The sequence below is a fragment of the Sphingobium chungbukense genome (assembly GCF_001005725.1).
GTDB lineage: Bacteria > Pseudomonadota > Alphaproteobacteria > Sphingomonadales > Sphingomonadaceae > Sphingobium > Sphingobium chungbukense.
In genome coordinates, this window is sequence record NZ_LBIC01000006.1 from 319790 (window position 1) to 343623 (window position 23834).

The following is a 23834-nucleotide window of genomic DNA, read 5'->3' on the forward strand; positions in this document are numbered from 1 at the left end:
GCCCCAGGGTGGGCAAATGGGACCATAATGATTGGCCGTCACTCTGCCGCCGAAGGAGGGACATCTGCTGGTCGTTCAGTCGTACAGGTCGCTCATCTTCAGTCTCCTCGCGGAGGCTGATTCCGATCCGACTCCTCACATCCATAAGTTCTGACCCTGATCCTTCCCTCGGTCGACGCCACTAGAGCGATTTCCAGTCAGATGGCATCATCTGACGGTTAAGAAATTGCGGCAAATAAAAGACTTAGAGCGGCCGATCTGATTCAATCAGATCGGAATCCGCTCTAGTCGTGCCTCATTTCCACCGAAGCAAGATCGGGCACAAGCAACCGCAATTGACCCCGGCCGGTCTTGGCCAATCTGAGGGAGGTTTCCTTTTCGTCGAGACGCCGGCGAAGAAGGAGTAGTCGCGTTTCCAGATTATCCTTGAAATCCGGCATCCGGGCAGCCAGCGCGAGACGCAGCTCGCGATTGGAAAAGTCGATGCGTCTTTGATCCCTGTACCATTCGAGCATTTGCCTGAGAATCGCGCCGGCAATGCCCTTCACAACATAGGCGTCATCGACGAACACGCTGTCGTCGAAACGGTGGTGAACCACCCGGATCACGTCGGAATCTGTTGCGCAAGGCGTCGCGACAGCGTGATCCGGGGCCGGCTCCTGCCGCGCGGACGCCGCCAAACTCTCGGCCCCTCGCATCGCGCGTGCTGCGCTCGCGGCGAGCATTTCGAGCGCCGCCTCCTCGTCGGCTCCGAACGCGGCGGGGCGCTCGCTTTCCGTCAGTAACACCGCGACGACTTCATTATTGGTCAGGAGAGGTATCGCGATCTGGCTCCGCGCGCCGTCGAAGCTCGGTCTGGTGATATTGCGGGATCGGTCTTCATCGCCGCCATCGGTCGCCTTGATGGCATCGCCGAAGCGGCGGAACCGGCTCATGTCGCTTACCTTGGCGATCTTGCCGGACGATACAGCGAGACCGATAAGCCCCTCGTTCGATGCGACTTCGGATCCGATGCCAGAGTTGTCGTAGCCCAGGCTGCCGATCGTGATCAGGCTGCCGCCGGTCGTATCGGGAGCTAGGATCTGGGCGTGCCGGCAATCCAGAAGGTGCCGAACATTCTGCAGCAGTTGCTCGATTACTGCGCCCATATCCTCCTGCCGCTCGATGCTGCGCACTGCCGCCGCAAGCGCGGTCAGGCCGATGATGGGCTTTCCGGTCTCGGAACGGGTGGGGACGAGCGGCGAAGGGATCATGCCGATCGCCTCCACGCGGAATATGTCCGCGCTTTTCAGCTTCATGACGTTCGCCATGCCGATCTGCGCGCTGCTTGCGGCCAGATGGCGCGCAATCCCTTCGAACAAGGGCCCGGAATCAAGCGAGCGCACGAAGCGGACGTCGAGCAGATACTCTTCCCCGGTGAAGCAATCGACGAGGATCAGCGTCACCAGCGGATTGGCGCGAATGTTCGCCGCGGTCTTGGCAAAAAACTGGTTGGACAAGGCGACGTGATCGTCGTCCACCCGCACCACGTGCGAAAGATACGAGACGTTGGGTGTTCCATCGGCGGCGGCGGTCGCGATGATCGAGGGAATGACCCCGTCGAAGCAGGCCGAGAGGTCGGCGAGGCGGAGGGTCATAGCGTCGGCGCACCATTCGCAGCGTCGGCACGCATTCCAGCGTGCGGCCCGGGCGTCTGGACATAGCATTCCGCGACGGCGAGCATGGCCACACGCGCGTCGCGCGTCGTCATCCATTGCGGTATGATTCCCCGCGGCACGCCCAGCGCGGAGAGCGAAGCCGTCGCGTCCGCAATGAATGTTTCGGCTCGGGCCAGGTCTGCCGGGCCGGCTTCGCGCAGGTGCGTCCGGCCCTTGAACTGGTACGTGACGTAGTCGCACGGACTGACGAAGGTGGCGGCGAGCTTTCCGGTCTGCGCGACGGCGTTGGCAAGGGCAGAATAGTGCCAGGCCGACAGGATGATGCCGAGGGTCTCGCGATCGTCGCTCACCATGACTCCGATCCCACGCCCGGCAGCCGGACGACCGCTCGCATCGCTGCCGGCCAGGATGCACATCAACGGCCGGTGCAGAAATGCCACGATGGTATCGTCAAGCATCATCCGGCCTACTCCCTTCCGTTTCAGTCGCGCTTTAATATTCTTTTAGGAAACCGCCAACCTTTGCTCATCCTTTTAGGAAGCCAAGGACGCGGCATTTTTCTACATCCCTGTTATCGAGATGACCGGAGGATGAATATCGTGGCCCTTTCCCTTCCCGATCCGCACGCCGCCGCCCGCGGCTTCGCTTTGACCGAAACACAGCTTAAGACCTATCTTGCCAGGATTGGCATCGACGGTCCGGTGACGATAGACCGTGAAGGCCTGACCCGGCTTCACCGCGCGCATCTCCTCACGGTCACCTGGGAAGCGATCGACTGCTTCATGGGCTGGCCGGTATCGCTCGACCCTGCTGCGGCGCATGCCAAGATCGTCCACGGCGGTCGCGGAGGCTGGTGTTTCGAGATGAACGGCCTGTTCGGGGCCGCCCTACAGGCCCTCGGCTTTCAGGTGATGCGGTTGGCAGGTTGCGTCGATCTGCCCAAACTCGGAAGCGCGGCGATCGGCAATCACCTCACGCTGCGCGTGGATCTGGAACGCCCCTATCTCGCGGAGGTGGGTGTCGCCGATGCACTGATCGATCCGGTGCCGATGGCACTTGGTGAAATCGAGCAGCGCGGTTTCGCCTTCCGCATCGACCTTGCCGAAGCCGGCTGGCTGCGTCTGCACAACCACGAACAGGGGATTGCGGGGACAATCGACCTGAAGCCCGATTATTGTGACGAAGCGGCCCTGCAACGGTCGATGGAGTGGCTTGTACATGACGTCGGCTCGCCTTTCAGAAATGCGCTTGCCGTTTTCCGGCATGTCGAGGATGGCTACTTCGCCCTGCAGAACGATGTGCTTCGGCGCGTCACTCCCGGCGGCGCCGAGAAAACCGTCGTCAGCGACGCCGATCATCTCGCCGAGCTGTTCGGCACGGTCTTCGCCCTCAACGTGCCGCAAGTGCCGCAGATCTGGGACAAAGTCGTCGACGCGCGTCAGCGCTCGGTCGCGTGATCCACTTTTGCAGCAATGCAGAAAGGTCGTGAAACGCCTTCCTGCTATGCGACCCGAACGTCCAATTTTGGGGCGCGCCGCTGTCGTTGGCGCCACGGGGGCCTTGCCGCGGTCATGACACGGCCGCTATCTGGAGACCGGAAACACGTCGCTGAACAACGAAGAAGGGGCGACAGGGGCTCAATGACTGCGGTTTGCGCGACGGTTACGGCGGTCGCCGTCGCCCGCGAGCGCGCGACATTTGTCTGGCATTGGTCGGGAGGTGCCGATCAGGGCCTGGAGACCCCGCTATCGGCAAGGCTGGAGGCGGCGGAGCGCCGCCCACACCATCACGACGATCCTTATTCGAGGGCGGGCATTATGTCCAATGTTCATCGCCGTTTTCTTGAGATATCACAAAATAGAATCCGACCTTGAAGACGATAATATCAATAGATATTTTTCTTATTAACGGGACATATTAAAATAATGAATTTTATTCCCATTGCTTTGATAACATTCAAGATTGTTGTACTCGGTACTGGTATGTTGTTCGCCATCAAGTGGCATTACGATCAGGATAAAAAGACACAGAAGGGTGAAGTGTTAATCACTGTTAGCAAGATAACTGCTATCTTATTGCTATCGCTCCTGGGCCTGCTGTTCGTCACATTCACCCTTGCCAGGATGCTCGGCCTGGACTTGACATTGCCACGATAGAAGACGTCCTTTGCAAGGAATGAGGAAATTTTCAATTTAATTTCCGGTATATATTTATAATTACTCGATGATAGGGGCCTGAAAGCCTGATCGCGTCACTGGAGCCGACCTTCCGACGGGGGGAAGAGACGTAATCGGACCGGGCAGCTGGTGCCGTTATGATGTCCGACGAAGCCGCCGTTCGCGACGAATATTCGCCGACGTCGCGAACGAGCGGATTTCGTATGGCATCTGAATGAGATGGCGGTGCACATACCATAAGAACACCGTCCATCTGCGTGACCTACCTCTATAGAATTGCTGCCTTCAGCCGACCGGCAGCGTCCGATTGCTCCGGCACGTCTTTCGGTTCAACATCAGAACTGCACCTTCATCTCGACACCAAATTCACGGGGGCGGCCGACATTATAGGTGAGGTTGCCCGCGTTCGGTATGAAGTTCAGCGCGCCGTTGAAATAGACTTCCTTGGTCAGATTTGTAACGAAACCGGCGATCGACCAGCCGCTGTCCTTGTGATGATAGGTGATGCGCCCATTGACGAGGCTATAGCTGGGAAGCAGCAGGCGATTGCTGTCGACGTCCGATCCCCATTGTGCGGCCGTATAGCTGTAGTCCGCATTGAAATCGACGCTCGAACCATTGGCCAGTTTCAACTTGTACGCCGTTCCCAGAGACACTTTCCATTTCGGCACGCGAGGCAACGGGGTAGCGGTTGTGATGAAAGTCGTGTTGACCTTGTCATAGGCTGCCTTGAGGTAGGAAACGGCCGCGGTAAGGCTCAGCCCAGACAAGGGATTGAGCTGGGTCTCGAGCTCCGCGCCATAGATATGCGCCTTGCCGGCGTTTTCGAGGATGGGTGCGGGCGGGCCGACCGCGGGAATACGCTGGAGCTGGATATTGTCATAGTCGGTGTAGAAAATGGTGGGATTGAACCGCAGCTGGTTGTTGAGTGTCTGCAACCGCATGCCGGCCTCGCCCGTCCACACTGTTTCAGGACCGAAGGGAATCAGCGCACCTGTCGGCAGAATGTTATAGCCGCCAGCCCTGAAACCCTTGCTGATCCCGATATAGCTCATCACATCGGGCGTCCACTGCATCTGCGCACGCAACATCGGCAGGAACTGACTCCAGTGCTTGTTGCTCTCGACACCGTTGTTGACGGCGGCGCTGGCCTCTTCCCGACCGATGCGAAGGCCGCCCGTGACGGTCAACCGCCCGGAAAGGTCATAAGAAATATTGGCATAGACCGAGTCAGACTGCGATCCACGTTGGTTCAGATTGACGGCGGTGCTGCCTATCGCGCCTGCAAGATTGTAGGAGACGAAGCCCGCATGGCCGCTGAATTTCTCGATATAGTGATAGACCCCGATGGTATAATTGAGCGCCCCGGACTTCCCGATCGCCTGCAATTCATGCGACCAGTTTGCGATACGATTGTCCCCAATTGCCAGAAGTACAGGCAGGGGCGTTCCGTCGGCATCGTTGGCATATATGTTGCGGATGATCGTCCGACCCGACAACAGCTTGAGCTGCAAGCCGTCGCTAATATCGGCGGCGACCACGAGATGGGTATTGTGCGCACGGCTCTCGTCCGAACTCAGCGGCGATGCGCCATAAGCGAGCTTCGGGCTGACGGATGCGTAGGCCTGCGTATAGTCGGGGTCGGCGTAGAAATTGTAAAGCCTGCCGAACGCCGTCGGCACCAGTGGCCCCGGCGTGACGCCGATGGTCGGTATATAGACGGTATAGCCGTCTAGCCTGCTCTTGGTATATTCATGGCTGAGATCGACCGTCACATCGTCTACCGGCCTAAAGCGGACCTGCCCGCGCAACAGCCTGTCCGACATCGCGCCATTCCGATCATTGTCGATGATCCGGCGCTGCCAGCCGTCGCGCTCAAGCCGCGCTCCCGTAACCCGCACGGCAAGCTTTTCTCCTAGCGGCACGTTGATGACGCCTGTGAGATCAGCACGACCGTAGCTGCCGATCGTCCCGGCAACAGTGCCCCCGAATTGGTCGTCGGGTTTGCGCGTCTGGTAACGGATAGCGCCGCCGACGGCATTCCGCCCAAAGAGCGTACCCTGCGGGCCGCGAAGGACTTCGATGCCGGAAACGTCGAGTGCGGCGAGAAGATTGCCGGCGATGGTCGGATAATAGAAATCATCGATATAGATCGCGACGGCGGGCTGGGTGCCGTTGCCATCCCGCTGCTGGCCGAGCCCGCGAATGGCGAAGGATGCAGCGTTACCTCCCTGGGACGCCGTCTGCGCACTCATGGACAGGCTGGGCACCACGTTGACCAGGCCGGACAGATCCCCGACGCCGCGGCCGGCCAGTTGTTCGGCAGACAAGGCGGTAACCGCAACAGGTGTGGTCTGGAGATTCTGTTCCCGGCGCTGCGCGGTTACGATGATTTCGTCAATACTGTCCCCGGTGCTCGCACCGCGCGACTGGTCTGCCTGCGCCAGCGCCTGCCCCGAAACGCAGGTGAGACCTATTGCTATGGTTGATATTGCACGTCGCATGCCGCCCTCCTCCCATTATGCCGTTTCTTTTTCGAATTCTGTTATGGATCGACGCGCCTATCCGAGGGAACAGCCACCTGACGATGGGGTTTCGGGGCTGCCCCGTTGGCGATGCGTCTTTTTAAATCAATAATAAATATATTTTTATGTGTCAAGGATTGTAATTTCCGGGAATATGGCCGCTTAATTCCATTAAATATCTGTATTTAATGGAATACTTTTCTTATGCGGAAAATGAAAACAGAATATCCCTGATATAAAATATATTATATTTAGATAGAGACTCGACCCGGCTATCGATCCTTCAGGATGTCGGCTGGAAGAGGCGTCTCCCCAAAATAAGGACGAGCGTTCCCGACAAGGCGATCACGGAAAAAACGGCGGAGACTTCGGCGCGGCCAAGGCCGGCGGCAAACATCCAGCCAGCCATAGCTGGAGCGATCGCACTTCCGATCCGCCCCACTCCGATCACAAACCCACTGCTGGTCGCCCGCGCCTCCGGAACGAAAACCGTACCCAGGATAGCGTAAATGCCCGCTCCTGACGCGAACACGAAATAACCGCACAGCGCCGCTGCACCAAAAAGCGCGTATGGAGATGCAGGCGACAGACCAAGCGCCCCAACGGACAGGGCAACACCGAGCATCGCAACTATGGCAATCGGCCGCAACCCAAGTCGGCGAGCCCCGATACCAAGCGATACACCTCCAGCTATTCCGGCCATGTTCGATGCCGACGATACAAGACTGGCCTCCACGGGCGAAAAGCCCGTGTCTGCAATCATTTGCGGCAGCCAGGTTGAGAAATAATAGGCAACCATGACCAGGCAAAGATTGACGACGGACATTTGAACGACCTGTTGGCGCTGGTTCGGAGCAAACAGCAGCGCATATCCTCGCCGGGCAGGTGCCGGAGCGGGGATGTCTGCCACGGGTGGGCAATTGAAGCGCTGTAACAGGGCATTTACACGAACAAGCCGCTGATCCGGCGGTTGGCTTCCGGCAAGATAGCTCAGCGACTCGGAGAGGAACAGAATGACGGCGGGTAGAATTATCAGCGCCACGCCAGCGCCGGCGAGGAAAACGGCGGGCCAGCCGTGATTCCGCAAAAGGATCGCCGACGCCAGACCGCCCAGCATCCCACCGATCGGAAAGCCCATAGCGACGATCGCCAGCACCAGCGTTCGCCTGCGGCGGTTGGCCAGTTCGGAGGCCAGCGGAATGATCACCGCCACCATGCCGCCGATCCCCAACCCGGTCAGGACACGGCAGAAGGCAAGCTCCTCGACCGTCCGACAGGCGCTTGAAAGTCCCGTTCCGATAATCATCGTCACAAGGTTGGCGATCACCAATCGACGACGGCCGTACAAATCGGCCAGCGGAGCGAGAATGAACGACCCGAACGCCATGCCGACAAGTCCGCTTGCCAGAAGAAGGCCAACAGCAGCTTTGCCGATAGCCCATTCCGTGCTGAGCGCCGGCATGGCAAAGCTGATCGCCAGGACGTCATATCCGTCCAGCACGGAAAGCAGTATGACGATAAGGATGTTGACCATCTGGTGACGGCTTAACGGACGGTCTTCCAGCCATCCGGATGGATTGCGACCATCCATTGCGTTTCCCTCTCCACCAACTTGCTTCGAGAGATAAACACTTTTTTGAATAAATAAATATTTATTTTTGCAGTTGCTCGCTGCGCTGATTGAACGACTGAACAACCAGTTGCGTCGTAAATCGCAGATGATGTTCCATAGCGGCCACAAGACCATCGGCATCACGCGCAAGCGCCAGATCGACCAATGCGTGATGCTCTTTCTCGACGTCTCTATTTGGCTCGGCAGGCGCCGACAGGCTCCTGTACCGCTCTGACTGCTCGTACAGCTGCGCATGCAAAGCCGTCAGTCGGCGACTTCCACAGGCGGCCACCAGTGCCGCATGAAAGGCCGTATGCCGAAGGCGCCACTCTTCCTCGGCGACAGGATCGTAGTTCTGCGGGTAAGCGGTTCCGCGAAGACGATGTGCGGCCGCCAATATACCCGCCTCCCAGTTGACGTCACCGCGTTCTACCGATCGCCTGAGGGCGATAGCCTCGATCGAGCAGCGCAGATCAGTCAAATCCTCCAGATCTTCGATCGACAGTGGAGCCACGTGAAACCCGCGCTGCTCACGCGCAACCACGAGCTGTTCGGGAACCAGACGTGACAGAGCCTCGCGCATCGCACCTGGACTGACGTCAAACTCTGTGGCCAATTCCTGAATCCTGAGTTTCTCGCCGGGGGCATGGACCCCTCTCAGAATTCTGATCCGCAAAATCTCATAGGCATAAGCGGACTGACTCTTTCCCCTCGCCTCTTCCACCCTATCCGAATCCAAATATATTTTACTCGCCATCATGTATGATTGCCATAATTCCGCCCCGCTTTCCACCATCAAGATACGGGTTCAACGGGACGCTTTGCGCGCCTCGTGCTGGGCACGACAATAAAATATATATTGTAGTATAATATATTATTTGATAGGAGGGATCAAACACATGGCGAGGAGAGGCATATATGCGATTGCTGCGATATGAGAGCGCTGGGCGCGTCGGGCTCGGAGTGCTCAAGGAAGGGGCGATTGTGCCGCTCACCGCTCTTCGCGATCATTTCCCGACGATGCTGGCCATCATCGAGGGCGGACAGGCCGCACTCGACCGGGTCGCCGCGTTTGTCGCCCAGTCAGACGAAACGATCCCGCTCGGCGAAGTGCGCCTCCTCGCCCCCATCGAACGTCCCGGTAAATATATGGCGATCGGGATGAATTATCGAAAGCATGTCGAGGAAGCCGAACATCTGGGCGCCAAGCCTGTATCGCATCAATTCTGGTTCAACAAGCAGACAACCTGCCTGGCCGGGCCATATGATCCCATCGATCCACATGTGTCGACCCAACTGGACTATGAGGTCGAACTCGGCGTGGTGATCGGAAATACGGCCAGGAATGTGCGCGTGGCCGATGCGCCAAACCATGTCTTCGGCTATTTCGTGGCGAACGACGTCTCGGCCCGGGACTGGCAGTTTCACTCCCCTACCTTTACGGTCGGCAAATCGTTCGACACCCATGGCCCGATCGGCCCCTGGATCGTTACGGCCGATGAGATCGACGATCCGCACGCGTTGACACTGCGCTGCCTCGTCAATGGAGAGGTCCGCCAGGAATCGTCGACGGGCGAAATGATTTTCAATATATGGGAGCAGATCGCTTATCTCTCGACGGCATTCACGCTCGAGCCTGGAGACCTTATCGCTACGGGTACTCCTGACGGTGTAGGCGTCGCCATGCAGCCGCCGAAATTCCTACAGCCAGGGGATATGGTCCGCTGCGAAATCGACGGAGTTGGAGCGATCGAAAATCGGGTCGCCCAGCCTGGCCAACAGCTATAAGCGGGAGGCTTCTGATGACGATCGAGACACAGGTACTGGTAGTCGGTGCGGGACCCGTCGGCCTGGCGCTGGCAATCGAACTGGGCACGCATGGCATACATGTAATCGTCGTGGAAAAAAGCGACCGCACTGGTGATTCACCCCGCGCGAAAACGACCAATGTTCGCACCCGCACGCTGCTGCGGCGCTGGGGCATTGCCGACAGGCTAGCCGAGGCTTCACCGTTCGGCGTAGACTATCCCAATGATGTCAAGTTCGTGACGAGCCTCGCAGGCAACCTGCTCGCCAACTTCCCCAACGCCTTCAATGGCTATCCGGTGCGGGCGGACGAATATCCCGAACATGCGCAGTGGATTCCACAATACACGCTTGAGCGGATTCTTCTGGAACATGCTTCATCCTTGCCGACTGTCGAAATACGCCTGGGCGCGGCTTTCATCGGCGCCGGTCAAGACGAAGGCCATGTCACCTCGTCGATCGAGACGCGTGACGGGTCATATAACATTCGCAGTGCGTTTCTGGTCGGGGCGGATGGATCGCGCAGCAGCGTGCGGAATCTGATCGGCGCGAAGATGGAAGGGCGGTCGCGCATCGTCCGGGCCTATAACATCGTCTTCCGCGCACCGGGCCTGGCAACCGCACATCGGCAAGGCCCCGCGGTCATCTACTGGCAGGTCGGGCCATCCGGCCTGAGCACGATAGGCCCGATGGATCAGGGCGATCTATGGTTCTTCATGCCTGCTTTCCTCGATGAAAACGAAACACTGACGCATGAAGAGGCGATCGAGCAGATCAAGATGACGACTGGCATTGACCTGCCCTATGAAATACTGAGCGCCGACATCTGGTATGCGAACGAGCTCGTGGCGGATCGCCATCGTCTCGGCCGCATTTTTCTGGCCGGGGACGCATGCCATCTTCACCCCCCCTTTGGCGGTCATGGGATGAATATGGGCGTGGGCGATGCGGTCGATCTCGGTTGGAAAATTGCCGCGCAATTGAAAGATTGGGGCGGCCCGCGCCTGCTCGACAGCTATCAGAGTGAACGGCGCCCGATCCATCAGGCGGTCGTCAACGAAGCCATTTCCACCATGCGCGAGCATGTGCGCTTGTCGTGGCGCCCCGAGCTCGACGAGGCGTCGCCTGAGGGTGATGCGCTTCGCGACGAACTGCGGCAAAAAATCGAATCGATGCGGAGGCAGGAATTCTACTCGCTCGGCACGGTATTGGGCCTGCGCTATGAAGGATCGCCGATCATCCTGTCCGAACCCGGTGAGGCGCCACCACATGTCAGCTCGGTCTACACTCCAAGCGCCCGGCCTGGGGGTCTGGCACCACATGCATGGCTGCCCGACGGCAGATCGCTTTACGACCTGTTCGGCAACGGCTTCGCGATCGTTGCGTCGAGCGACGTCGGGGAAGAAGAGCTGGACCTTATCCGCGCCGAAGCCGAACAAATGAAGCTGCCCCTGGAGATTGCGCGTCCCGACGGCATCAATGTCACGGAGTTATATGGCGCGCGCCTCGCGTTGGTCCGGCCGGATCAATATGTCGCCTGGCGGGGCGATCAATGGGAGCCGGTGTTGGCGCAGGCCGCGGGATGGTAAGACTCTTTCCCCTTATGCCGTGACGATTCCGGCGATCCGTCTCGATCGCCGGAATCTTCTTCGCTGAACCGTTGTGCGTACGGTGCGCGGTCAGAGTCGCGTCGGCCCTTTTGGCATGACGAGATATTTCCCGCCCGTTCCACGGCTCAGATATGCACGGATGTTTTCGGGCTTCAGCATGTCCTCCAGCGAGATCGCCGCGCCATATTCGGTTTCGAAGGTCGTCTTCAGGCCATCTATCACCTTTTGATTCAACTCTTTGCGCAATTCCGGAGAAATGCGCCCCAGAAAGTGAAACAGCAGCCAGCCATTGATGCCAAAGGCAAAGCCGAAATCGCGCTTCAAAACGGTCGGGGCGGTGTCAAGAAGGCCATAGATGTAGAGCTGCTTTTGTTTGGATGAGCCATAGCGGTTAAACGCAGCCATCTCGCTCACGGCGACCATCTCCATGCAGCGGAGAATTTCGTTGACGATCTCCCCGCCGGCGATAGCGTCGAAGGCCAGCGTTGCCCCTGTCGCGGACAAGGCAGCAATCAGTTGCTCGGAAAAATCCGGACTCTTCAAATCGCAAATATGAACGACGCCATCGGCCCTTAGCATTTCAACCTGGCTGTCGCCGCGCACGACTCCGATGAAGGCGATGCCTTCCCGATCGCAGAGGCGGCGAACCATGCGGCCGAGACTGGATGCTGCCGCAGTGAACAGCATCGCCTTGTGACCGTCCGCCTTGGCGGTCTCGATCATCCCGAGCGCGGTAAGCGGATTAACGAAGGCCGACGCCGCCTGGACCGCCGTCACGTCATCAGGCAGCGGCAAGCAATCCTCAACCCTTACCGCACGGTATTTCGCGAACATGCCGGAACCCGTCACGGAAACCCGGCGACCCGACAGAGCTTTCGCGCCGGTGGAATTACCGGCGTCCACAACGACACCGCAGCCCTCAAGCCCGGGATATATGTTCTGACCCAGTCGTCCGGCGAACCGGTTCAGCGCCGCCGGCGGCATTTGCGCCACGATGCGGCGATCCAGCCCCTCGCCCATCGCATCGAAGGTCGAAATCGAAGAAACGCCAAAGATAGCGCCCATATCGGAGGGGTTGATCGGCGCTGCTTCTATTTCCACCAGCACTTCATCGTCGGCAAGCGCCGGAACGGCGGATTGCTCGATATCAACCGTTAGCTTTCCATCCTTGTCGATGTGCGAACGGAGCTGGGCGTTGACGGGTCTTTGCGAAGACATGCGCCGGGAATCCTTTCATCCGGTGGTTTTCGAAGGAGTGAAAATGCGATCAGGTCGTGGCGGCCGCATCGGCCGGAACAGTCTGCCCGGCGGCCCTGGCGACCCGCTCACGCAATTCGAACTTCTGCACCTTGCCGGTGGAGGTTTTGGGTATCCCCTCGAACCGTATCACGGTCGGACATTTGAACCGCGCCAGCCGCTCACGGCAATGGGCGATCACCTGCTCGGACGTCAGACGGGCGCCGGGTTTAAGTTCTATTACAGCACAGGGAGTTTCTCCCCATTTTTCATGCGGCATCGCGACAACCGCGGCGGCGGCGACACCGTCAAGCGCATAGAGTACGTCCTCCACCTCGATTGACGATATATTTTCCCCGCCGGAGATGATGATGTCTTTCGAACGGTCCTTGATCTCGAGATAGCCATCGGGATGCTGAACGGCGAGGTCACCCGTGCGATACCAGCCGCCTTCGAAGGACTTTTCGGTAGTAGCCGCGTTTTTCAGATAACCCTTCATCATGATATTACCGCGGATCATGACTTCGCCCATAGTTTCCCCATCCCAGGGCAATGGCTTGAGCGTTTCGGGATCGGCCACCATCACGCCCTCCTGCATCTCATAAGCGATGCCTTGCCGCGCCTTGATCCGCGCCTTCTCGTCCACGGTCAGACCATCCCATTCCGGCTGCCATGCGCAGACGACGCATGGGCCATACACTTCCGTCAGGCCGTAGACATGGGTTATGTCGATCGACATCGCCTCGATGGCCTTGATGACGGCGGCCGGCGGCGAAGCGCCCGCTGTCATCATTCTGACCTGCCGGGACAATGTGGGCCTGTTCGCCTCGGCGACTGCGGCCATCATCGACATGACGATCGGAGCACCGCACAGATGGGTGACTCCATGTTCGGCAATCGCTTCGAGAATCGCCTTGCCCTCGACCCGGCGCAGACAGACATGCGTTCCGGCAAGCGCCGTGATCGTCCAGGGAAAGCACCAGCCATTGCAGTGGAACATCGGCAACGTCCACAGATAGACCGGATAATGCGGCATCGACCATGTAACCGCATTACCGATGGCATTCAGATAGGCACCGCGGTGGTGATAGACCACGCCCTTGGGATCGCCGGTCGTACCCGATGTGTAGTTGAGAGCGATCGCATCCCATTCATCTTCGAGCTCAGGAGGCACATAGTCGGGAGCACCCGTGTGGAGGAAAGCCTCATAGTCCAATGCACCTATCAGATCTCCGCCGGTCGCCAGTGGATCGTCGATATCGATTACCAGGGGCTTCTCGTCCAGTTGGGCCAGAGCTTCACTGACGACAGACGAAAACTCCCGATCGGTAAGAAGGACCTTCGCCTCGCCATGCTTCAGGATGAAGGCCAGCGCTGCGGAATCAAGACGAATATTTAGTGAATTCAGCACTGCCCCGCACATGGGCACGCCGAAATGCGCTTCCACAAAGGCAGGGATATTGGGCGCCATGACAGCAACCGTATCCCCCTTTCCCACTCCCGCAGCACTGAGCGCAGCAGCCAGCCTGGCGCAACGTTCCGCCGTTTCCTTCCATGTCTGGCGGTGGTCGCCGTGAATGATCGCAATACGCTTCGGGTGGACCGCCGCCGTCCTTCGCAACAGGGACAGGGGCGACAGTGGGACATAATTGGCTGGATTTCTCTCCATTTGAAAAGCTTTCATTGCACCTCGCTTCCGGGCTTTGGCTATTAATAGGCAAATAGAGTATAATCTATTCCACTTCCGCCATTAAGTTTTTTTCGATTCTGCCCGTCGCATTCTCATTCGAGCCAGATCAATGTCCCGATCATTCCCTGCTACAGCCGATCTATGCGAACGGAGGCGGCGGCCCCCATTGGGTGGCCATCAGTTCCGACACCGGCACGATGTTGGAGCCGTCGGCCGCCGTCAGAAGATCGCCGTCGGTCCAATGTTCGAGCGTGTTGCCCCAGGGATCCCGCCAATAGTCAAAAACCTGACTGCCCAGAAGATGACGTCCAACGCCCCAATAGGGTTCCCAACCCCCCGCAGACAAGCGAACATGGCCCGCATAGAGATCATCAAAGTCGACCACCTCAAATGCAGCATGGTTGAAGCCGGGTGTGTCTGTCGTCTCCACCAAGGCGAGGCTGTGGTGATCGGTGGGTTCGTCACCGCGATCAAAACGCAAGAATGCGCCTATCCCCTTCCCCCCCGCAATCGCAATCTCGTCGGATGTGATGAAGCCGAAGCGCGACTTGTACCATGCCTCCGAACGCCTGAAGTCGGAGACGTTCAGGACGCAGTGGCCAAGTCGCACGACGTTGGCCCCCGCATTGCCCATACGTTTCACCTTGCGGATTCTCTCGCGCTGGCGGACATTATTCCAGCCATCCGTGGGGGGAAGCTGAAGCGCTGGCGGCAGATCCTGCCCTGCCACCACCTCGATCAGAAAGCCATCGGGATCGCGTAGCGTCACGCATAGGCCACCGCCAGGCCGCTGCAGGCGTTGTGGCTCTACACCTTCGGCGAGACCGAAGGCCCGAAGTTCTGCTTCCGATTCAGCGCGAAAGCCCAGCGCGACGAATCCCGGCTCGCCCTTTTCAGTGACATGAAGATAAGGGGACGCACCTAATCCGCGCGCATAGAGACGATCGTCGACCATGCGAGGGATGAGCCCGAAGTCGTTGAGAAAGGTGGTCATCCGATCGGGATCCGGCACACGAAAGATGACATGCGATATGTCGACGATGCTGATCATCACCCTCTCCGTTTTGTAACTTCGACGCATCATCCATATCAAAACATAGATTTGACTGCATTAAAAATATTTTTTAATGTGCAGGCGGATTTCAAGGGAGAGGAAAATGAAACTCGCTACTGTCGCGGGGGCATCCCAGCCTCGTCTCTGCGTGGTCCTGCCGGGCGAACAGGAAGTGCTTGATTTGCAGAAAGCGCATCAGGCTGTCACCGGTCACACCGCCCCCGAACTGGAGACGATGCACGCCCTGATGGTTTCGGGACAGAGCGGGTTGGACCTCGCGCAGGCAGCGATCGACCACGCCGTGGGGAGGATCGAACCCGAGCCGCTGTCTTCCGTCCGGCTGTTGGCCCCAGTCCCCGAGCCTGTGCAGATGCGGGACGCTTTGTTGTTCGAGCTTCATTGTGTTCAGGCGTTTCAGAAAGCGCGGGAGTTGCGGGCATCCCGATCGCCCGATCCTGAGGCGGCCATGCTGAAAATGGAGGAGCTCGGCCTATTGCGTGTGCCTGACGAGTTTTATCAGATGCCCCTCTATTATAAGCAGAACCGCTTTTCCGTTTCCGGTCCGGAAGAGGACATCCTGTGGCCGCGCTATTCGGAAGTGATGGATTATGAGCTGGAATTGGGGATTTTCATCGGCAAGGGAGGAATGGATATCCATCGCGACAAGGCCCGCGATCATATTTTCGGCTATACCATCTTCAACGATTTCAGCGCACGCGACGCCCAATTTGCGGAACATGGCGGCGGGCTGGGGCCAGCCAAGGGCAAGGACTTCAAGGGAGCCAACGCAATCGGCCCATGGATAGTGACGGCCGACGAGCTTCCCGATCCCTATAATCTTGAAATGGTGGTCAGGGTAAATGGCAAGGAGCGTGGGCGCGGTAACAGCGGCAGCATCTATTGGCCGCTTGAGGATGTGATCGCAAGAATCAGCGATGGAGAGGAATTGCGCACAGGGGAGTTCATCGGCTCTGGCACCGTCGGCAATGGCTCCGGGCTTGAATCGATGCACTTTCTTGAGCATGGCGATGTCGTCGAACTCGAGGTCGAACGAATAGGCGTTCTGCGCAACCGCGTTTTGCGCCAGGCAGAGAAGTGAATATTTACGGTCGATACGAGAAATTCAATATCAACCGATGCAATTTATTGTACCATTTCGTCCAATACTATATTGATCTACCCCGTACGGAGGGTAACCAGAATGTATCGCCAGGTATAATCCCGCGTATTTCGCGGCCGTTGGGAAACCGTCTTTCGATCGCCTCGCGCATGGACTGATCGGCCCTAAGGCCCACGAACGCACGCAAAGCACGCCCCCCACAAGTATCGGCGCAATTAGCTTGCCTTATCGTTCGCTCGCCGGTCGCCGCACACCTCCATGATCCAAGTCAGAGGATGGCGCTGGCCCTCTTCCAGCCCAGTTTCACTCCGGATCCAAGCTACGATGTCGCGTTCCGACCCTTTGCAGTCGTTGGCCGACACATATATACTCCCCGGCTGCGGACAGGCAGTTTTTCGATGGCCATCGCGACCGGAGGCTTTATGGCTCTATGCATTCGCGGGCCTGAGGACGTAAGGCAGTTTCATGACCCAAGATAAAGTCCTCATCATCCTTTGCCCACATTGCAGTGCCGCCAACCGGGTCCCATCGGATAAGCTGAACGCAGGCGGCATATGCGGGCGGTGCAAGCAGCCACTCTTCGCGGGCGAGCCGGTGTCGCTGACTGCCGCCAATTTCGATGCACATGCCGGTCGCAGCGGCGTGCCCCTACTTGTTGATTTTTGGGCGTCATGGTGTGGCCCCTGCCGCCAAATGGCGCCTGCTTTTGCCGGGGCGGCACGCGACCTTGAACCCTATATGCGCTTGGGCAAGCTCGATACGGAAGCCGAGCAGGGCATCGCCGCGCGCTACGGCATACGCTCGATCCCCACGATGATTCTGTTTTCGAACGGGCGCGAAGTGGCCCGGCAATCGGGGGCAATGCCGCAACAAGCCATCGTCGCGTGGGCAAGGGCGCAATTGTAGCGGGACGTCGGCGCGAGACACGCTAAAGCAAATATCGCGCGGCTTGCGAACCTGTAGCACCCCACGCTAACGATCGTCATCCCCCGCTGAGGGCTTGAAGGATGATGACTTCGTCGCAGTCGGACAGCGGCCGGCCTAGCTCGAAAACCTGCTCCCCGTTGACGAAGCAGCGCATGTTGCGACGAAAGCCCGTCGCCCAGGTGCGGACCGACCATTTCCCGGGCGCATGAGCGGACGAATGGCACGATGCCGCCCGACACCACTTATGTCTGCGATGGCGCGGGTGTTGAATTTAAGCCCCCTTAGTCGCCATTGGCATCCACCATGAAAACCGTGGATTTGCCTCGCGACGCAGGATCCCATCCTGCCGATAATGCTGCCCGCACCCCTCGCGAAGCAATCGCATCGTTGATGTGCAAACGCCCTTTCGGCAATCCTTTCATCAGACGCTTGGGTGCCGGAAATTCCAGCACGGCTTCGCGCGGCATGTCTCTCTGACGTAGGGAGACAGTCATTCCTTTCCAGCCATCGGAAGAGGACAATTGAGGCTCGCTCAGGAGTTCCCAATCAAATTTGAAACCGTCGATCTCGACAGTGCCGCTGCGGCCGGGTGCTTGAAACATGTCATGCCCTTAGCATGTCGATCGCGGTATTTCATCCCTGGCATCGCAGGATTTTCTCGAGGCCCTTGGTCGCCATTCTGAACGGACAGGATCACATGATCGAGACCATCACCAATGTGCGCATATTCGCAATCATCTGGAGCACGGCCATCCAGCGTGACCCAATTTGTTTGTAACCTGAAGCGCCGCAAATCCCCCTCCGGGAGAAGGGGGATGAGGATCTATTTTAATCACCCAACCAATCGGATATGATCTCGCCCTTATGCCCTTCGGGCGCTAACGCCGCGCGCAAAGCTTCCAATAGTGGCGGCAGTGCTTGCGTGAAAGCATAGGGTGGATTGACGAAATAGAGGCCCGCGCCGTTATAGATGCCGGGTTGTTCGCTATCGTACAGCCAATGCTCCACCACCAGCAATTTCGGGATGCCGAGCTTGCGTAACTGCCTCTTCCACTGCCAATGCATGGCGCGGTCTTTCAGCGGATACCAGATCACCGTCACGCCATGCGTCCATTTGCGGTGAGCGGCGGCAAGGGTATCGGTGATGCGCGCGCGTTCGTCCGGCTGCTCGTAGGGCGGGTCGACCACCACCACGCCGCGCGCGGTGCGGGGCGGCAACATAGCCAGCCAAAGCTCGTAGGCGTCGCGTTGATGCACGGCCGCGCTGGTGCCCCGCATAACGCCGCGGAGGGTGTAAGCGTCTTCCGGGTGCTTTTCGTTGAGGATCAGGAAATCCTGCGGGCGCAAAAGCTGCGCCAGAATCTGCGGCGAGCCGGGGTAAAGGAGCGGTTCGCCACCCACATTGACCGCCCGCACGGCGGCACGGTAGTCGTCCAGCAAGGGGTTCGGGTCGGCAAATGCCCGCAGCACGCCCCCCGTGGCCTCGCCGGTCCGTTGCGCCTGATCACCTCCAAGGTCGTACAGCCCGCAGCCCGCATGGGTGTCGATCAGGGTCAGCGCGCCCTGCTTAAGCTGCAAGGCCCGCACCAAGGCTATCAGTAGGCTGTGCTTGACGACATCGGCGCTATTGCCAGCATGGAAGGAATGGCGATAATTCATTGTGATTCAGATCCTGACGGCCTGCCTTTAGACGAGTTGCCGGACATTCTGCAAAGCGAAGTTAGGGCCGCGCCGGTATTGCTGGGCGCGGAAGCCGAGCGCGAGGCGATTGAGCAGCCAATTCGGTGCTCATAGAGAGTCAGGCAGAAACCTTCAAAGCGCTTCGGCGCAAGGCTCCAAGCCTGCGTTAGGATTCGTCACCGGAGTCGACGACCGACCCTTGCACGAACCCGCTCCGCGGGAGGGTCGCTTGGGGCGCGGTAGTGCGGTAAATATGGGCCTTTAGCGGGGCGAGGTTGCTCTCTGAGGTTGGCAGTTCCTTCAGCGAAGAGGAACTTGCCATGACTGTCTCGATCAACACCGCCCCGATCAGCCCGCTGCGTCAGCGGATGCAGCACGACATGATGATGCGGGGTCTCGGTCCCCACACCCAGAAGGATTATGTCCGCCATGTGAAGCGTCTGGCCGCCTTTCTCGGTCGCCCTCCCGACACCGCGACGGAAGAAGACCTGCGCCGTTTCCAACTCATGCAGCACGATAGTGGCGTCAGGCCGAGCACCATCAACAGCACGGTGTCGGCGCTCCGCTTCCTGTTCACGGTGACGCTCAAACGGCGGGATCTGTCGCGGTCGCTGGTGATCACGCGCATCGTGCCCCGGCTGCCGGAAGTGCTGAGCGTCGAGGAGGCCGCGCGGTTGCTCCAGGCGGCGCCAGGCATGAAGTACAAGGCGGCGCTAGGCGTGGCCTATGGCGCGGGCCTGCGCGTATCGGAGGTCGCCCATCTCAAGGTCGACGATATCGACAGCAAGCGCATGCTGATCCGCGTCGAACAGGGCAAGGGCGGCAAGGATCGCAATGCCATGCTCTCCCCGCAGTTGCTCGAGCTGCTGCGGATGTGGTGGCGCGAAGGCAAGAAGCGCGGGGTCCTGATCCCGCATGGCTGGCTGTTCCCGGGCCAGACTGTCACCGACCCGATCTCGACCCGGCAATTGCATCGCGCGGTCCAGGAAGCGGCCGAGGTGGCCGGCATCCGCAAACGTGTCAGCCCCCATACCCTGCGGCACTCGTTTGCCACGCATCTGCTCGAACAGGATGTCGATATCCGCGTGATCCAGGTCCTGCTGGGCCACAGCAAGCTGGAGACCACCGCGCTCTACACCAAGGTCTCCACCCGGACGATCCACGCCGTGTCGGGGCCGCTCGACCAGTTGATGGCGCTGATGGAGGGCAAGACACCCGCCGGCTGAGCCCGTGCGTGCCGACCTTGAGGTCGCCGACATCTTCCGGTCTGCCGGGCCGGCGTACCGGGTGGCACATGCCGGCCACCTGAGCTTGCACCAGCTCAAGGTGATGTCCGCGATCGAGACCTGTCGCACCGCTGCTCTGGGCGGTCATGTCGAGGCCTGCGAGGACTGTGGGCACTGGCGGATCGCGTTTAACAGCTGCAGGAACCGGCATTGCCCCAAATGCCAGGGCGCCGCCGCGCGCACCTGGCTGGCCGAACGGGAGGCGGACCTACTCCCCGTCGGTTACTTCCACGTCGTGTTCACGCTGCCGGCCGAGGTCGCCGACATCGCCTGGCAGAACAAAGCGCTGGTCTACGATCTGCTGTTCAAAGCGGCGGCGGAAACGATGCTGACCATCGCCGCCGACCCCAGGCATCTGGGCGCCCGGATCGGCATCACCGCTGTGCTTCATAGCTGGGGATCGGCGATGACTCACCATCCGCATGTCCACATGATCGTGCCGGGCGGCGGCATCGCGCCCGATGGAAGCCGCTGGATCTCGTCGCGTCCGGCCTTCCTCCTGCCGGTGCGCGTGCTGGGCAAGTTGTTCCGCCGCCTCTTCCTCACCCGGCTGACCGCCCTCCACGACGCAGGGCGGCTTGCCTTCTACGGGTCCATGACCGGCCTGGCCGACCGTCGAACCTTCCTGCGGCACCTGGCGCCGGTGCGGAAAAAACGCTGGGTCGTCTATGCCAAGCCGCCCTTTGCCGGACCGGAGGCAGTGCTCGCCTATCTCTCGCGCTACACCCACCGCGTCGCCATCTCGAACCGGCGCCTGGTCGCCTTCGACGCAAACGGCGTCACCTTCCGTTGCAAGGATTATCGGCGCGAGGGCGCGGAACGCCACCGCATCATGACCCTCACCGCCGACGAGTTTATCCGTCGCTTCCTGCTCCACGTCCTGCCGCGCGGCTTCCATCGGATCCGCCATTACGGGCTGCTCGCCAGCGCAGCGCGCAGGGACAATCTCGCGCTCGCCCGAAGGCTGCTGGCCGTCCCGTCGGAGCCGGAGGTACCAATGCCCGAAACCCCGCTCGACACCTGCCCACCATGCCCGTGCTGTGGCGGGCGCATGATCGTCATCGAGACCTTCGCGCGCTGGGGTCAGCCACGGGCGCCGCCCAAGCCGACCCTGCCGATCCGGGAACTTGCGTCATGACCCGGCATGATCCGCCTGTCGCCACGGCCCGGCATGTCGCGCGGTGGTCAACGAAACGACATGCGTCCGGCGATGGCTGGGCCGGTGTCGGCTCTCGGCATCATCACGGTCACAACGGCGAACACGCCTCTGGCGCATCCCAACACCAGCCGTTCCGCTGCCCTCGCACGCCCATCAGCTGTGGATCGGCGCCGAAGCGTAACCCTGCCTTTGCGCAGCGCAACCCTCTGAAATGCCTTGTGGAGAAGAGATATTGCCGGGGTTCCAATCGGCGCCGATCGGGACCCCCGCGTCATAGAATTTTTCATTCACTTCCAGCGACTTGGCTGAAATCTAAGCGGGTCCCGTCTTCGGTCCGATCCACACCAAGGATGCGCCGCGAGCATCGCCGTGGAAAGCATGTCTTTTCTGCGGTCAGTGAAGGTCGGCGATGAAGCTTCGGTCTATGCCGGGATCGTGAAAACCAGGCGCAGTTCCATGCAGATTTCGGTCGAGGCCTGGCGCCGTCCGCGCTGGTCGGAAAAGGAGGAAAAGGTCACCAAGGCTATTTTCACCTTCGTCGCGATTGGACCGAATGGCCGTCCGCGTGCCCTGGGGGCGGCCAGTCAGACGGTTGACGCAAGCCGCCAAACTGTTAGTCGGCTATCTAGAGCGGACGTGACTGGGAAATGGCGATGGCGCGAACACAAGCGGCGGATTTTGAGGAACGGCGCGAAGCGATTGTAGAGAAAGCCGCCGAGCTATTCGCAAATTCAGGATTTCTCGGTGCGTCGGTGTCCGATATTGCGCGCGCTTGCAATACGTCGAAGTCTCTTCTTTATCATTATTATCCTTCCAAGGAAGATGTGCTGTATGCGGTCATGGAATCACATATCGACACCTTAGTAGATGATGTAGAAAGCCTGGCTGATATTCAGAGTAGTGCACAAGAACGACTGCGTATTTTGCTTCAGATGTTCATGAAACATTATATGGGCGCTGCGGCGCGGCAGAAGGTGCTGCTCAACGAGCTGGCAAACCTGCCGGCAGACCGCCGCGCGCTCATTGTTTCCAAGCAGCGTCGTATTGTCGATGCTGTGCAGTCGCTGTTGGTTCTTATTCATCCGGACTTGAAAAAGGACAAGGACAAGGCAAGGGCCAAGACCATGCTGGTGTTCGGCATGATCAACTGGACCAAAAACTGGTATAGGGCAGATGGCCAGGTTTCGGAAGAATCGCTGGTCGACATGATGATGGAAATGGCGACGGCGGGATAGTATTGTTCCATCCGCCTGAAGCGCAGTTGCTTTCGCCTGATAGGCTTTACCTCAACAGCACCAGTTCGGATGCAGGAGCACGGTATCCGCAAATTAGCCAGCCTTTGCGGCAATGGCGACGGCCTGCACGATTTCCGCCACATCCGGCCAGCACATTCTTCATCGGCCGGAAGTCGGAGGTGTAGATTTTCACAGTCCTGAGCTTGTTCTTCGCCTGCCCTTCCGCCATGCTTACGATTTAAGTGTCTGACTCAGAAGATATTCAGGTACAGTAATACCTTGCGGTTCGCCGGGTAAGCATGCGTATCGAGGCGATGGTCGCCCATACTGTTGATGAGGCGACGGTCGTTTCCCAGTCCTTGGCCAGTCGCCAATATCGGCCGAGCCATGCGAAAGTCCGCTCGACGACCCATCGGCGGTGGAGGACCTGAAAGCCTTTGGCCTTGTCGGAGCGCTTGATGATCTCGATCGTCCAGCCTCCGGATCCGGCCAACGCATCCCCGAGCTTGTCACCGGCATAGCCTTCCATCGGCGAAAACATGGCGCAGCCAGGGAAGCGACGGCGCACTGACTCTGTCCCGCACTGGTTTTTGTCTTTGGACGACACCAAGAACAAGATCGAGGCGTGGCGGACGGACTTCAACGAGACCCGACCTCACATATCCCTGGGGTTCATGACGCCTGACGAATTTGCTTCATCGGCCGGGATTAACCCCGGCGATGAAGCGCCGAATCTCTCGTTCTGGCCAATGGCAGAACTGGGACAGGGTCAGAAGGAGCGAGACTCTACCTCTGAGTGGTAACAATCAGGGGAGCACGTCAGAAATGTGCGTCATGCTATCGATGCGGCTCCCAAGCAGATGGCCCGGGCGCACAAATATCGACCTCGCAGAGCGACCCCATCTCTTTTTTGCACACGGATCGGGCGATTTTTCCGGGCACGCGAAGGACAGGGATGCAAAATCTACCCGCATGCTTTACGCGGTTGCCCCATCATATGGGGATCGTGAGAGAAGAAGTTATACTCACGTTGGTTGCGGGAGCAGGATTTGAACCTGC

22 protein-coding genes and 1 pseudogene are annotated in these 23834 nt (G+C 59.2%); 11 read left to right on the forward strand and 12 right to left on the reverse strand.

The window, feature by feature from the left end:
- Window positions 1-284: 284 nt before the first annotated feature.
- Window positions 285-1706 (reverse strand): pyridoxamine 5'-phosphate oxidase family protein, encoded by a 1422-nt coding sequence (locus YP76_RS14770; protein ID WP_232307573.1) that lies wholly within the window; start codon window positions 1704-1706, stop codon window positions 285-287.
- A complete protein-coding gene (locus YP76_RS14775; protein ID WP_046764358.1) occupies window positions 1634-2119 on the reverse strand; it encodes a pyridoxamine 5'-phosphate oxidase in 486 nt (161 codons plus the stop codon). Before YP76_RS14775 ends, YP76_RS14770 begins: the two co-directional genes overlap by 73 nt.
- Between YP76_RS14775 and YP76_RS14780 the strand changes: the two genes are divergently transcribed.
- Both YP76_RS14780 and YP76_RS28710 read left to right on the forward strand, forming a co-directional pair.
- Window positions 2084-3115, forward strand: coding sequence for an arylamine N-acetyltransferase family protein (locus tag YP76_RS14780; protein ID WP_232307563.1), 1032 nt, complete (start codon window positions 2084-2086; stop codon window positions 3113-3115). The genes YP76_RS14775 and YP76_RS14780 overlap by 36 nt on opposite strands.
- Before the next feature lie 468 nt (window positions 3116-3583).
- Complete coding sequence (locus tag YP76_RS28710; RefSeq protein ID WP_084733188.1) at window positions 3584-3814, forward strand: hypothetical protein; 231 nt, start codon at window positions 3584-3586, stop codon at window positions 3812-3814.
- A gap of 356 nt (window positions 3815-4170) precedes the next feature.
- Here YP76_RS28710 and YP76_RS14790 read toward each other — a convergent pair whose 3' ends face one another.
- From YP76_RS14790 to YP76_RS14800, 3 genes are all read right to left on the reverse strand, one after another.
- Window positions 4171-6339: a TonB-dependent receptor gene (locus YP76_RS14790; protein ID WP_046764361.1), complete on the reverse strand. Its 2169-nt coding sequence runs from the start codon at window positions 6337-6339 to the stop codon at window positions 4171-4173.
- 304 nt (window positions 6340-6643) lie between these two features.
- Window positions 6644-8113 carry an MFS transporter gene (locus tag YP76_RS14795; protein ID WP_084733189.1) on the reverse strand — a complete coding sequence of 490 codons (1470 nt, stop codon included), beginning with the start codon at window positions 8111-8113 and terminating at the stop codon, window positions 6644-6646.
- Window positions 8013-8732, reverse strand: a complete 720-nt coding sequence (locus tag YP76_RS14800; protein WP_046764363.1) for an FCD domain-containing protein — start codon at window positions 8730-8732, stop codon at window positions 8013-8015. The genes YP76_RS14795 and YP76_RS14800 overlap by 101 nt, the downstream gene beginning before the upstream one ends.
- A 158-nt stretch (window positions 8733-8890) precedes the next feature.
- On the opposite strand from YP76_RS14800, the gene YP76_RS14805 reads away from it, so the two are divergent.
- Both YP76_RS14805 and YP76_RS14810 read left to right on the forward strand, forming a co-directional pair.
- Window positions 8891-9760 (forward strand): fumarylacetoacetate hydrolase family protein, encoded by an 870-nt coding sequence (locus tag YP76_RS14805; RefSeq protein WP_046764364.1) that lies wholly within the window; start codon window positions 8891-8893, stop codon window positions 9758-9760.
- A gap of 14 nt (window positions 9761-9774) precedes the next feature.
- A complete protein-coding gene (locus YP76_RS14810) occupies window positions 9775-11367 on the forward strand; it encodes an FAD-dependent monooxygenase (RefSeq protein WP_046764365.1) in 1593 nt (530 codons plus the stop codon).
- A 90-nt stretch (window positions 11368-11457) separates the two neighbouring features.
- Here YP76_RS14810 and YP76_RS14815 read toward each other — a convergent pair whose 3' ends face one another.
- From YP76_RS14815 to YP76_RS14825, 3 genes are all read right to left on the reverse strand, one after another.
- Window positions 11458-12606 carry an alcohol dehydrogenase catalytic domain-containing protein gene (locus YP76_RS14815; RefSeq protein WP_046764366.1) on the reverse strand — a complete coding sequence of 383 codons (1149 nt, stop codon included), beginning with the start codon at window positions 12604-12606 and terminating at the stop codon, window positions 11458-11460.
- A gap of 49 nt (window positions 12607-12655) precedes the next feature.
- The gene (locus YP76_RS14820) at window positions 12656-14293 is read right to left on the reverse strand and encodes an acyl-CoA synthetase (RefSeq protein WP_232307564.1); all 1638 of its coding nucleotides are present in this window, start codon (window positions 14291-14293) and stop codon (window positions 12656-12658) included.
- A gap of 160 nt (window positions 14294-14453) precedes the next feature.
- Entirely contained in the window at window positions 14454-15365 is a 912-nt protein-coding gene (locus tag YP76_RS14825) for a VOC family protein (protein ID WP_052757455.1), read from the reverse strand.
- 106 nt (window positions 15366-15471) lie between these two features.
- Here YP76_RS14825 and YP76_RS14830 point away from each other — a divergent pair, with 106 nt between their 5' ends.
- Both YP76_RS14830 and trxC read left to right on the forward strand, forming a co-directional pair.
- A complete protein-coding gene (locus tag YP76_RS14830) occupies window positions 15472-16467 on the forward strand; it encodes a fumarylacetoacetate hydrolase family protein (protein ID WP_046764369.1) in 996 nt (331 codons plus the stop codon).
- Window positions 16468-16953: 486 nt separating this feature from the next.
- Window positions 16954-17394, forward strand: a complete 441-nt coding sequence (gene trxC, locus YP76_RS14835) for a thioredoxin TrxC (RefSeq protein ID WP_046764370.1) — start codon at window positions 16954-16956, stop codon at window positions 17392-17394.
- 302 nt (window positions 17395-17696) lie between these two features.
- On the opposite strand, the gene YP76_RS14840 is transcribed toward trxC, so the two are convergent.
- Both YP76_RS14840 and YP76_RS14845 read right to left on the reverse strand, forming a co-directional pair.
- Entirely contained in the window at window positions 17697-18017 is a 321-nt protein-coding gene (locus YP76_RS14840; RefSeq protein ID WP_046764371.1) for a hypothetical protein, read from the reverse strand.
- A gap of 226 nt (window positions 18018-18243) precedes the next feature.
- Window positions 18244-19074, reverse strand: a complete 831-nt coding sequence (locus YP76_RS14845; RefSeq protein WP_046764372.1) for a 23S rRNA (adenine(2030)-N(6))-methyltransferase RlmJ — start codon at window positions 19072-19074, stop codon at window positions 18244-18246.
- Between the two features lie 341 nt (window positions 19075-19415).
- On the opposite strand from YP76_RS14845, the gene YP76_RS14850 reads away from it, so the two are divergent.
- The 4 genes from YP76_RS14850 to YP76_RS14860 all read left to right on the forward strand — a co-directional run bounded on the left by YP76_RS14850 (window position 19416) and on the right by YP76_RS14860 (window position 22775).
- Window positions 19416-20321 (forward strand): tyrosine-type recombinase/integrase, encoded by a 906-nt coding sequence (locus YP76_RS14850; RefSeq protein ID WP_046764373.1) that lies wholly within the window; start codon window positions 19416-19418, stop codon window positions 20319-20321.
- A 4-nt stretch (window positions 20322-20325) separates the two neighbouring features.
- Complete coding sequence (locus YP76_RS14855) at window positions 20326-21519, forward strand: IS91 family transposase (protein WP_046764374.1); 1194 nt, start codon at window positions 20326-20328, stop codon at window positions 21517-21519.
- 390 nt (window positions 21520-21909) lie between these two features.
- Window positions 21910-22245 (forward strand): acyl-CoA thioesterase, encoded by a 336-nt coding sequence (locus YP76_RS29270; RefSeq protein ID WP_408640442.1) that lies wholly within the window; start codon window positions 21910-21912, stop codon window positions 22243-22245.
- Window positions 22188-22775, forward strand: a complete 588-nt coding sequence (locus tag YP76_RS14860) for a TetR/AcrR family transcriptional regulator (protein ID WP_232307565.1) — start codon at window positions 22188-22190, stop codon at window positions 22773-22775. The genes YP76_RS29270 and YP76_RS14860 overlap by 58 nt, the downstream gene beginning before the upstream one ends.
- A gap of 46 nt (window positions 22776-22821) precedes the next feature.
- Here YP76_RS14860 and YP76_RS28715 read toward each other — a convergent pair whose 3' ends face one another.
- The gene (locus YP76_RS28715; protein ID WP_408640443.1) at window positions 22822-23004 is read right to left on the reverse strand and encodes a hypothetical protein; all 183 of its coding nucleotides are present in this window, start codon (window positions 23002-23004) and stop codon (window positions 22822-22824) included.
- Window positions 23005-23037: 33 nt separating this feature from the next.
- Window positions 23038-23359, reverse strand: a pseudogene (locus YP76_RS14865) (transposase); the annotation flags it as partial.
- On the opposite strand from YP76_RS14865, the gene YP76_RS26705 reads away from it, so the two are divergent.
- Window positions 23315-23578 (forward strand): integrase core domain-containing protein, encoded by a 264-nt coding sequence (locus tag YP76_RS26705; protein WP_084733195.1) that lies wholly within the window; start codon window positions 23315-23317, stop codon window positions 23576-23578. The pseudogene YP76_RS14865 and the gene YP76_RS26705 overlap by 45 nt on opposite strands.
- Window positions 23579-23834: the final 256 nt, after the last annotated feature.

Bases quoted from the DNA above. Each gene is read 5' to 3' on its own strand.
- YP76_RS14825 (WP_052757455.1), bottom strand. From the start codon at position 15,365: ATGATCAGCATCGTCGACATATCGCATGTCATCTTTCGTGTGCCGGAT.
- YP76_RS14795 (WP_084733189.1), bottom strand. From the start codon at position 8,113: ATGCCGATGGTCTTGTGGCCGCTATGGAACATCATCTGCGATTTACGA.
- YP76_RS14860 (WP_232307565.1), top strand. From the start codon at position 22,188: ATGGCGATGGCGCGAACACAAGCGGCGGATTTTGAGGAACGGCGCGAA.
- YP76_RS14775 (WP_046764358.1), bottom strand. From the start codon at position 2,119: ATGATGCTTGACGATACCATCGTGGCATTTCTGCACCGGCCGTTGATG.
- YP76_RS14850 (WP_046764373.1), top strand. From the start codon at position 19,416: ATGACTGTCTCGATCAACACCGCCCCGATCAGCCCGCTGCGTCAGCGG.
- YP76_RS14810 (WP_046764365.1), top strand. From the start codon at position 9,775: ATGACGATCGAGACACAGGTACTGGTAGTCGGTGCGGGACCCGTCGGC.
- YP76_RS28715 (WP_408640443.1), bottom strand. From the start codon at position 23,004: ATGGCGGAAGGGCAGGCGAAGAACAAGCTCAGGACTGTGAAAATCTAC.
- YP76_RS14800 (WP_046764363.1), bottom strand. From the start codon at position 8,732: ATGATGGCGAGTAAAATATATTTGGATTCGGATAGGGTGGAAGAGGCG.
- YP76_RS14770 (WP_232307573.1), bottom strand. From the start codon at position 1,706: ATGCTATGTCCAGACGCCCGGGCCGCACGCTGGAATGCGTGCCGACGC.
- trxC (WP_046764370.1), top strand. From the start codon at position 16,954: ATGACCCAAGATAAAGTCCTCATCATCCTTTGCCCACATTGCAGTGCC.
- YP76_RS14815 (WP_046764366.1), bottom strand. From the start codon at position 12,606: ATGTCTTCGCAAAGACCCGTCAACGCCCAGCTCCGTTCGCACATCGAC.
- YP76_RS14790 (WP_046764361.1), bottom strand. From the start codon at position 6,339: ATGCGACGTGCAATATCAACCATAGCAATAGGTCTCACCTGCGTTTCG.
- YP76_RS14820 (WP_232307564.1), bottom strand. From the start codon at position 14,293: ATGGAGAGAAATCCAGCCAATTATGTCCCACTGTCGCCCCTGTCCCTG.
- YP76_RS14845 (WP_046764372.1), bottom strand. From the start codon at position 19,074: ATGAATTATCGCCATTCCTTCCATGCTGGCAATAGCGCCGATGTCGTC.
- YP76_RS14830 (WP_046764369.1), top strand. From the start codon at position 15,472: ATGAAACTCGCTACTGTCGCGGGGGCATCCCAGCCTCGTCTCTGCGTG.
- YP76_RS14805 (WP_046764364.1), top strand. From the start codon at position 8,891: ATGCGATTGCTGCGATATGAGAGCGCTGGGCGCGTCGGGCTCGGAGTG.
- YP76_RS28710 (WP_084733188.1), top strand. From the start codon at position 3,584: ATGAATTTTATTCCCATTGCTTTGATAACATTCAAGATTGTTGTACTC.
- YP76_RS26705 (WP_084733195.1), top strand. From the start codon at position 23,315: ATGGCGCAGCCAGGGAAGCGACGGCGCACTGACTCTGTCCCGCACTGG.
- YP76_RS14840 (WP_046764371.1), bottom strand. From the start codon at position 18,017: ATGTTTCAAGCACCCGGCCGCAGCGGCACTGTCGAGATCGACGGTTTC.